Below are 10,353 nucleotides of genomic sequence, written 5' to 3' on the forward strand. Positions count from 1 at the left end.
TGAATGAAAAAGTTTTTAAAATGGACGGCCTATGCAGTTATAGCGCTTGTCCTCATCGCAGTTGCCGGCATCTCCTACATAACGCTGGCATTGCCCAATGTGGGCCAACCCGAAGCTATTAAAGTAGATGCCACCCCACAGCGCATACCCCGCGGCAAGTATCTTGCTAATAACGTAACCGTTTGCCTGGATTGTCATTCCACCCGGAGCTGGGATAAATTTGCAGGCCCTTCCGATTCGACAGTATTGGGTGCCGGAGGTGAAAAGTTTGATGCTTCGGCGGGTTTTCCCGGCACCGTTTATTCGCCCAATATTACCGCTTTAAATTTGCGTGACTGGACAGATGGCGAGATCTTCAGGGCGATGACCACCGGCGTTAAAAAAGATGGCTCGGCCATATTCCCAATAATGCCATGGCCATATTACGCTAAAATGGATAGGGAAGACCTTTATGCTATCATCGCTTATATGCGCACTTTGAAACCTGTTGGCAAAAACTACCCGGGCCATCAGCTTGATTTTCCGCTGAACATTATTGTGCATACTATGCCTCAAAAAGCAGTATTGGGAAGTATTCCCAATACTGCAGATACTATTAAGTACGGAGCTTATTTGTTAAACGCAGCGGCTTGTAAAGAGTGCCACACGCAATCAAATAAAGGTCAGCTCAATGAAGCTATGGCTTTTGCCGGCGGACAAGGTTATATTGTGCCCGGCGGCAGCAAAGTATTTTCGGCCAATATTACGCCTGATAAAGAAACCGGCATAGGTAGCTGGACAAAGGAGCAGTTTGTAAGCAGGTTCACCCAATATGCCAATGGTAAAGTACAGCCCACTCCTGTAAAGCCGGGCGAGTTTCAAACGATAATGCCCTGGTGGAGATATGGCAGTATGAAGACATCAGATCTGGAAGCGATTTATGCGTATTTGAAAACGATAAAACCCATCAGTAACCATGTTGTAAAATTTGAAAGGAATGGGAAATAGAGATCAGAGGTTGGAGATTAGAGATTAGTTGGGTTTAACGACCGGTTTTGTGGGCAGTGCGTTAGCCCCGTTAGGGATTGAAGCGGAAAGCCCGCAGCGAGCGTTGGGATGGCGGGTAGGAAAGGCGAGGACTTGCATCCGCCAGTTGGCGGACGGGCCCGTTAGCTAACGGGAACGCCCATATTGAGTGACCCCGAGTTTATTGAATTAAAGAATTTGCCAGAAATGATGCGCAAGTCCTCTTGTTTTCAATCAATTCTAAAAATTCGTTTAATTCGGGTTCAGACAAACACAGGTTCAGACAAATTTATACGCTATTGTTGTGCGGGCCCTGCCGGTCAATTCATTTAAAAGCAGTTTCATTTTCCTCGAAAACAATATAAAATCAACCACTAATTAAAAATAAATTCATACTTTTGCGCCTCGAATTTTGTATAGCACGGATTAGGTTTTAGGCTATATTTCAAAGGATTAAATTAAATACCCGGTAAAAGATGAATATTACACAGGAAAAAATTAATGACCTGAACGCAGTTGTTAAAATTAACATCAACCCTGAAGATTACCAGCCACGTGTTGAAAAAGCTATAAAGGAAAATGCTAAAAAAGCAAAGCTTCCTGGTTTTCGCCCGGGCATGGTGCCTGCCGCGCACATCAAAAAAATGTACGGTAAAAGCATCCTTGTTGACGAGATCAACAACCTGTTACAAGATACTTTAAATAACTACATCGACGAGCAAAAACTGGCCGTATTAGGTCAGCCTTTACCTGCTATCGATGATAACAAAGAATATAACTGGGATTTTGCCGATAACTTTGAGTTCAAATATGAATTAGGTTTAGCTCCTGAGTTCAGCATCAACTTTTCATCAACCGATAAATTAACACAATACGTAATTAAAGTTGATGACGAAACGCTGGCTTCAAGGATCAAAAATATCCGCAGGAGCTATGGCAAAATGACAAATCCTGACGTATCGGCAGATGATGACGTTCTTTACAGCGAATTGGTTCAACTTTCGGCTGATGGTAGTGTTTTTGAGGGTGGAATAACCAATACAGCATCTGTACGTTTAGATCAGATCAAAGATGAGGCTATCAAAGCTTCATTGATCGGTTTGAAAAAAGATGATGTGTTAACATTCGATATTCGTAAAGCTTTTGATAACGACGCAGCTAAAATTGCCGGTTTATTGAAAATTGAAGAAGACGATGCCGCTGATTTAAGGTCAGATTTTCAATTAACTGTTAAAAACGTTAACCGTTTAGAGGAAAGTGATCTTAACCAGGAGTTCTTTGACAAATTATTTGGTGAAGGTACAGTAACTACCGAAGAGGAATTCAGGACTAAAATTACTGAAGAGCTTGAAAGCATGATGGTTCAGGATGCCGACCGCAAATTGCAGGACGACACGTACAAACTGGCTATTGCTAAAGTTGATTTCGCTCTTCCTGATGAGTTCCTGAAACGCTGGTTAAAAGCAACCAACGAAAAACTGAGCGATGAGGAATTAGAAGGCGGTTACAATGATTTTGCTCAAAACCTGAAATGGACTTTGATCGAAAACAAAGTAATTACTGATAACAGTATCGAAATTAAATACGAAGACGTGTTTGAATTAGCTAAGATCCGTTTAGATCAGCAATTCAGAATGTACAGCCCAACTGCGATCCCTGAAGAACAATTAGGCCAGTACACCGTTCAGTACCTGCAAAACAAAGACAACGCTAACAAAATATTTGAAGAGGTAAAAGCATTAAAGGTATTTGACTATATCAAAAATGTGATCACTTTAGATAAGCAGGATATCCTTTACACTGATTTCAGTGCATTGGTTACCGCAGCGCAGTAATCAGTTTTATCTCCTGTAGGAGATTAGCATATTCACCAAAAGCAACTCATCGGGTTGCTTTTGGTGTTTTATATCCCTAACTCAAAACTAAGCGTCATTGCGAGGTACGAAGCAATCCCCGATTGGCAGAGTAGCTATGCAAGTTGACCTGTAAAGTTCGCGATTGCTTCGTGCCTCGCAATGACGGTAGGAAAACCTGCCCGATGTTGATGTTGCGCCCGATGTTGGTGTTGTCACCAACATCTCCCCGGTAAACTCTACTGTTAGTTTTGACCAAAAAAATCCTGTTTCGTCACTTAGGCCTCATCAAAAAATTACGTAATAAAAACTATCTTGCAAAAAATCTATTGAACTAAAAACTATATTTATCGCGGGTTAGACGCCCGCATTTCCTAACGAACAACAAACAAAAACCATGAGCAGTAATATCGATAAAAACGAATTCAGAAAATATGCTGTTAAGCATCACCGTATTAACAGCCTTTATGTAGATAAGTATATTGGAAGTGTTGAAAGAAGCAGCATGCCTTCTGGTATCACTACCGTACCAACTGGTATGACCCCATACATTCTTGAGGAGCGCCAGCTTAATGTACAGGCCATGGACGTGTTTTCACGTTTAATGATGGACCGTATCATTTTCCTTGGCGATGCCATTTATGATAATATTGCAAACATTATCCAGGCTCAATTGCTTTTCTTACAATCGGCCGATGCTAAACGCGATATCCAGATCTATATCAATTCACCTGGTGGTTCGGTTTATGCCGGTTTAGGTATTTATGATACCATGCAGTTTATATCAAATGATGTAGCTACTATTTGTACAGGTATGGCTGCTTCAATGGCTGCCGTATTGTTAGTAGCAGGTACTGAAGGTAAAAGGGCGGCGCTTCCGCATGCAAGGGTGATGATCCACCAGCCATCAGGCGGTGCACAAGGCCAGCAGTCGGACATTGAGATCACCTACCAGGAGATCACCAAATTGAAAAAAGAACTGTACCAGATCATTGCTGATCACAGTGGTGCACCTTACCAAAAAGTTTGGGATGCATCTGACCGTGACTACTGGATGATTGCAGAAGAAGCCAAAGAATTTGGCATGGTTGACGAAATTTTAAGAGGTAACAAAGGAAAATAATTTTTTTAGTCCTGAGTTCTAAGTCTTAAGTTTGAAGTCAGAAAAAAAATGACTTTAGGCTTGAGACTTAGTACTTATGGTGACTAACTTTGTTTTCTGTCACTAATTATTTAACTTTGAGTAAGAAAACGAATCAGATGAATAAAAACAGCAAGGAGATCAGGTGTTCATTTTGCGGTGCTGGTAAACAGGATTCCCTGATGTTAATAGCAGGACTTGATGCACACATTTGCGATAAATGTGTGAACCAGGCCAATGAAATATTGGCCGAGGAGTTGAAGGTACGTAAAGTGAAGTCATCGCCTCTGGCGCCGGCCTTGCTTAAGCCGTCAGAAATGAAAGCCCACCTTGACCAATATGTTATCGGTCAGGATGATGCCAAAAAGATACTTTCTGTAGCTGTATATAATCATTACAAACGCTTAAACCAGCGTATTGATAAAGATGAGGTTGAGATTGAAAAATCAAACATCATCATGGTAGGTGAAACAGGTACGGGTAAAACCCTGCTTGCCAAAACACTTGCAAAAGTACTTAACGTTCCGTTTTGCATTTGCGATGCCACTGTATTAACCGAAGCCGGTTATGTAGGGGAGGACGTTGAAAGTATCCTGACCCGCCTGTTACAATCTGCCGATTACGATGTAACCCTTGCCGAAAAAGGTATTGTTTACATTGATGAGGTTGATAAAATAGCGCGTAAAAGCGATAATGCTTCTATAACCCGCGATGTATCCGGTGAAGGTGTACAACAAGCCTTATTAAAGATACTGGAAGGTACTATGGTTAACGTACCACCACAAGGCGGTCGTAAACACCCCGATCAAAAAATGATCACCGTAAATACCAGCAACATCCTATTCATTTGCGGTGGTGCTTTTGATGGTATTGAAAGGAAGATAGCCAATCGTCTGCGCACCCAAACTGTTGGTTACAAATTTAAGAACGACGAAGGCGATATCGATACCAAAAACTTCTACAAGTATATCACTCCACAGGATTTGAAATCATTTGGTTTGATCCCTGAGCTGATAGGTCGTTTGCCGGTGCTTACCTACCTCAACCCGCTTGATAGGGAAGCATTGCACAATATCTTAACCGAGCCTAAAAACTCGTTATTGAAACAATACAAAAAATTGTTTGAGTACGAAGGAGTGAAGCTTGATTTTGAAGACGAGGTATTGGAGTTTATTGTTGACAAAGCAATGGAATTTAAACTTGGCGCAAGGGGTTTACGCTCCATATGCGAAGCCATCATGATTGATGCCATGTTTGAGTTCCCATCTAAAAAAGATGTGAAACGCCTGAACGTAACATTGGATTACGCACACGAGAAGTTTGAGAAATCTGATCTGAAAAAGTTAAAAGTAGCTTAACGCACAGTATATAAGTAAACACTTATATTTATTAAAAAATAAAGCGGCCCTGGTTATCATACCGGGGTTTGCTGTATAAAAACAAATCATATGAACGAAGAATTAAACATTAAAAAAGACGGAGATGCCTTACCACCGCCGGTGAAAGAAGTGCAATCGCCGGTAAAATCAGGATTAAAAACCAAGGAAGCAATTGTAGCCAACTGGCTGCCACGTTACACCGGCCGGCCGCTTGAAGCATTTGGAGAGTATATTATCCTCACCAATTTTTCAAAGTACATCCAGCTGTTTTCGCAGTGGAATGATAACGCGCCTATCATGGGGATCGATAAGCCGATGCAAAGCGTTACAGCCAACGGTATTACCATTATTAACTTTGGTATGGGTAGTTCGGTTGCGGCTACGGTTATGGACCTGCTTACTGCCATTCACCCTAAAGCTGTAATATTTTTAGGTAAATGTGGCGGCCTTAAAAAGAAGAACAACGTTGGCGACCTGATCCTGCCGATAGCAGCCATTAGGGGCGAAGGTACATCGAACGATTATTTACCACCTGAAGTACCTGCACTGCCGTCATTTGCGCTGCAAAAGGCTATCTCAACCACCATACGTGATTACTCACGCGATTACTGGACTGGCACCTGCTACACCACCAACCGCCGCGTTTGGGAGCATGATAAAGTATTCAAGAAATACCTTAAAGATCTGCGCGCCATGGCCGTTGATATGGAAACAGCAACCATATTTACCACAGGCTTTGCCAACAAGATCCCTACAGGCGCACTGCTGCTGGTGTCAGATCAGCCGATGATCCCCGAAGGTGTAAAAACCGCCGAAAGCGACTCGTCAGTAACGGAGCAATTTGTTGAAACACACCTGCATATCGGCATCGAATCGTTAAAGCAGTTGATCAATAACGGGTTAACGGTTAAGCATTTGAAATTCTAAGGAACCATGATTTTTAGGATTTAAGGATTACCTGATAGATTATGATATCAAGAAATCCTTAAATCAGGGAAATCAAGGTTCTAATCAATGACAATCCGCTTCATCCCCTCTCTGCCGTAAAATACCGGGAAATACATCATTTCGGCTTTGGCCGGATTTAGGGTGTATTTACCGTTGTAACGGGGGATGAGGTTTACGGTGAATGTATATTTGCCCTGTTTAAGGCTGCGGCAAAATATACTTACCTTCTCTTTAAAATATTCGCGGTGTACCTCGTTGTTATCCCATTGCTGTTCCTTGCTTTCGTACGAGCATCCGGCAGGTATCGGGATCTCTATCATCACAAAATCAGCGTCGCCGCGGGCTGTTACCTCTGCTTTTAATAATACCGGTTCGCCACCATTTAAGGTGGTTACTGCTTTTTCCTTACGCTCAAACCAGGTGTTTATTGTAAAATCTTTACTTACTTTTTCGGGCTTGCTGTTCCAGAACTGCTGGTAACCGGTAACGTATACAGGCAGACTGCCGGTTTTGCTGATACTGATCGTTTTATCAGTTAGTGTAGCAGAATATGGGAACTTACTGATAGTTTTTGTATCAGTATCTGTAAGCGTGATCTGAGATGGTTTAACTTGCTTGTTTTCAATCAGCAGGTCAGGAAGGATAGTTTCGAGGATCAAGGCCGATTCATAGGTGTTACGCCAATCACCAAGGCGGCGTTGTTCAAGGAAGTAGCCGCGTATTTTAGCCAGTAACTCGGGATGCCTGCCATCGTTTTTGATAATGCGGTAGGCTAATACACTTAACTGAACCGAATTGTCAAAAAAGCGATAACCATCTTCGCCCCAATACATGCTACCAAACAAGGTGTGTTTACTTGTATTGAGCAAACTGTCCATTTTTATCGGCAATGCCGATTCCTGCCGTAATAACATCATTCTTAATTTATCATAGCCCGATAATTTATAGTCGAAGTTTTTTTGATCCTTAGCCTGCTCTTTTTCAATGCTTGTTACATACTTCTGATAATCAACTTTAGACCCCAGTTTATGAAGTAGCTGAACACAAAGTATTTTGTCTCTGCGTTTGTAGCTTTCCAACTGATAGATGAGATAGTCGGTTAGTTTTTGTTTGTCCAAATCAATGGTGTAACCCTCTTTTTGGGCATCTACAAGCGCTTCTACCACATGCAGGCTGATCCAGAGCTCCTCGTTGCTATCTTTCCACCAGCCCCAGGTACCGTTGCTTTTACGGTTCTCTTTCAGCTTTTTAATTACATCGTTTATATTTCTCTCATATTTAAATTCTTCGCCCAGAAACCTTTTAATACGTCGTTCCATGAGCAGGCCTTTCAATTTTGAAGCCAATTGCTCATTGCACAGGTATTTATATTCCCTTAGCTTGCGGGTTTCTTCAGTCAACGCAGGCAATACTGAAGCCTCAGCCCGGAAAGTAACTGGGCCTAATGCCGGATCAAATTTCATGTTCACGGTGGTATCGCGGTCGAGGGCCTCAAATACGCCTTTGGTTTCTTTAACACCCTGCGGCATTACCGGGATCCTGCGTTGCTCGCCATCAAAATAGCCATTGTCCCGTTTAATGGTATATTCAAAACTGAGGCTGTCGGCAGGAGTAGCAGAAGCAGCGGCAGTTATGGTAAGTGTATCTATTTTAGAGTTTTTAACCTCCAATTCATCCTGCTTCAGCGTTTGGCCATTGTATTTAAAAATACGGGTAAGCTTTGCAGGTGTACTATTATAGTTCATCACCTTACCTATCAGGTTCATTTCATCGCCGGCAACGGCAAATTGCGGCGCGATGAAGTTGGCACTTAATGGTTTAAATGATTTGATGCTACTTTGAGTAAAGCCGGTTTGCCTGTTGCCGGTGATGCCGATGATAAATGTTCGCCAGTTGGTGATATCATCAGGATAAGTGACCATGAAGCTGGCCTTGCCATGCTCGTCAGTAGTCAGCTTGGGTTGCCAGTAGGCGTAATCAGAAAAGTTTTTGCGCATGGTTTGCTTGCTGCCGGTTTGTGTGCTATCGGCCCTTTGGCCTCCGGCCAAACCGGGTTTAGCCTTGCTTCTGATAACAATGACGCCATTTGCACCACGGGAACCATATATCGCGGTGGCGGCGGCATCTTTCAATACACTAATTTCTGCAATGTCATCTTTATTGATATCAGATAGTTTATCCACGATCTCACCATCCACTACAATCAGCGGCTGGGCTGACGGTGATGAACTAATGCCTCTGATCATGATATTGGCCCCGTTACCTACTGTCAGGCCGGCAAGCCCGCCTTCTAATGATGATACGGTTGCTATTGATCCAGTCACGTCTGCTTTTCGTTGCACTCCATATCCTACTACCACAACCTCCTGTAATGATTTTGAGCTGGGTTTTAAAGATACCCTGATAGTAGCACCGGGTTGGATGCTTACTTCCTGTGTTTCGTAGCCTATAAAGCTTACAATGAGTTTACCGGTTTTAGGTACCTTTAATTTGAAGCGCCCCGCTGCATCCGTGACTGTTCCTGTTGATGAACCTCTTACCCTTATGGTTACACCTGGTACAGCTAATTTATCATCGCTGGCAATAACTGTACCGTTCATCATGTCGCCAAAATTGCCTGTATCAAGGTATTTGTCATTAAACGCTTCTTTGATTTTCAGGGCATCGTTTTCTATTTCGCGGTCTCCGTGGTTATAGCTGCCTGTCCGGTTATTGATAATGTTGCTGATCCGGATGCCTACCGAATCCTTGCCATGCGCGGGCAATACCATAAAGTTGTAATAATTAGTGCCGCCTGTTTTTATAGCTACGTTTTCTTTAATATCGTAGCTGTCGCCTTTAAGCAAAAATAAAACCCTGTACCTGCCGGTGTTCAGGTTGTTTACATAAGTGGTATTGCCCGTATAGATCATGATAAAGTCCGGGTCATCATATTTATAAATGATCACGTTTTTGATCAGCAGTTTTTTGTCTTTAGGCTGATCGATGTTCATACTTAGTTTACCTGTTTCGCCCGTGATAGTGGGATTTACAAACAGCTGCTGGGTATTGCTGCGCAGATCAATGTATTGCTGCCAGATACTTTCGGCCTCGGGCTGGGTAAGCACCTGTTGGGTATAATCATCGGCAGGGCCGTGGTATGACGACAGTATAAGGTTGAATGGATAAGTAGTAGCAATACTTTTTTGCTTGATAAGGCCGGGCTCGAACAGAAACGAGTAACCTGGCTCCGTCACAAAATATCGTGAACCACTGCCCTGTACATTTAAATTGGCAAAATTTTCCGCTAATGGCCCAACAAGCACCTCATTATTTCGATAGCCATAGTTGGGATTAGGGTTGACCATAAATAGCCTTTCGTTTTGGGTTAGCAGGGCCATTTTCCAGCCAAAATTATTGATAACCGTGATCAGGTAGCGGTTGATCAGATCGCATTCATAGGTACTCAAAGTATCCAAAACCTTTGTTGAGTGTGCATTATCGGCATTAATGCTGAAGATCAGCTTTTTTGATTTTTGTACATCTACGCTATCCACCCAAATATTTTGATGGCTGGTCCTGAACCTGAACATGTGTTTACCTGGCGATACCGCGAAGCTGTAGCGTTTAAGCTGCTGCGTTTGGTCGAAGTAAACCGGCCGGTCATCAATGTAAATGATATGCACAGGCAGTACATCGCCGTTTTTAACCACAAAAGGCGCTACCTGGGTTAGCGAGTCTTTGGCATCTTCTTCAACCCGGTAAATTTTGTTGGGATGGGTAAACTGGTAGTAGGCAATACTGTCAAGCCCCATTTCCTTACTCCAGCGTTTCCAGTTGAGCTGTAATGAGCCATCGCTGTTTATGCTGCCGGTATTAAAACCTGGTTTTTGCTTGCGATAAGCAAAACCTTTGCCAAGGTAGGGTACGTAAGGTGTCTTGTAGTCGGTAAACTTACTCGTCATTGACCAGGCCGTTAAATCGGCATTGGCTACGGGATGGCCTTTGGCATCGGTAACCACTATGTCGGTTTTAGCCTGTTGTCCCG

6 protein-coding genes are annotated in these 10,353 nt (G+C 42.8%); 5 read left to right on the forward strand and 1 reads right to left on the reverse strand.

Translation table 11 applies throughout. The features are described 5' to 3' along the window. The first annotated feature begins 3 nt into the window (after positions 1-3). From VF500_RS29290 to VF500_RS29310, 5 genes are all read left to right on the forward strand, one after another. Entirely contained in the window at positions 4-987 is a 984-nt protein-coding gene (locus tag VF500_RS29290; RefSeq protein ID WP_330863051.1) for a cytochrome C, read from the forward strand. Between the two features lie 494 nt (positions 988-1,481). Next, complete coding sequence (tig, locus tag VF500_RS29295; protein ID WP_330863052.1) at positions 1,482-2,840, forward strand: trigger factor; 1,359 nt, start codon at positions 1,482-1,484, stop codon at positions 2,838-2,840. Between the two features lie 415 nt (positions 2,841-3,255). Continuing rightward, the gene (locus VF500_RS29300) at positions 3,256-3,981 is read left to right on the forward strand and encodes an ATP-dependent Clp protease proteolytic subunit (protein ID WP_110585211.1); all 726 of its coding nucleotides are present in this window, start codon (positions 3,256-3,258) and stop codon (positions 3,979-3,981) included. Between the two features lie 137 nt (positions 3,982-4,118). Beyond that, positions 4,119-5,357, forward strand: coding sequence for an ATP-dependent Clp protease ATP-binding subunit ClpX (gene clpX, locus VF500_RS29305; RefSeq protein ID WP_091211420.1), 1,239 nt, complete (start codon positions 4,119-4,121; stop codon positions 5,355-5,357). A 90-nt stretch (positions 5,358-5,447) separates the two neighbouring features. Next, a complete protein-coding gene (locus tag VF500_RS29310) occupies positions 5,448-6,305 on the forward strand; it encodes an AMP nucleosidase (RefSeq protein WP_330863053.1) in 858 nt (285 codons plus the stop codon). A gap of 80 nt (positions 6,306-6,385) precedes the next feature. Here the strand turns inward: VF500_RS29310 and VF500_RS29315 are convergent. Beyond that, a partial coding sequence (locus VF500_RS29315) for a carboxypeptidase-like regulatory domain-containing protein (RefSeq protein ID WP_330863054.1) occupies positions 6,386-10,353 on the reverse strand: 3,968 nt, incomplete at its 5' end.

The organism is Mucilaginibacter sp. (genome assembly GCF_036383575.1).
Classification (GTDB): Bacteria; Bacteroidota; Bacteroidia; order Sphingobacteriales; family Sphingobacteriaceae; genus Mucilaginibacter.

Coding starts and splice junctions, on each gene's coding strand:
- VF500_RS29300 (WP_110585211.1), top strand. CDS start 3,256: ATGAGCAGTAATATCGATAAAAACGAATTCAGAAAATATGCTGTTAAG.
- VF500_RS29290 (WP_330863051.1), top strand. CDS start 4: ATGAAAAAGTTTTTAAAATGGACGGCCTATGCAGTTATAGCGCTTGTC.
- VF500_RS29310 (WP_330863053.1), top strand. CDS start 5,448: ATGAACGAAGAATTAAACATTAAAAAAGACGGAGATGCCTTACCACCG.
- tig (WP_330863052.1), top strand. CDS start 1,482: ATGAATATTACACAGGAAAAAATTAATGACCTGAACGCAGTTGTTAAA.
- clpX (WP_091211420.1), top strand. CDS start 4,119: ATGAATAAAAACAGCAAGGAGATCAGGTGTTCATTTTGCGGTGCTGGT.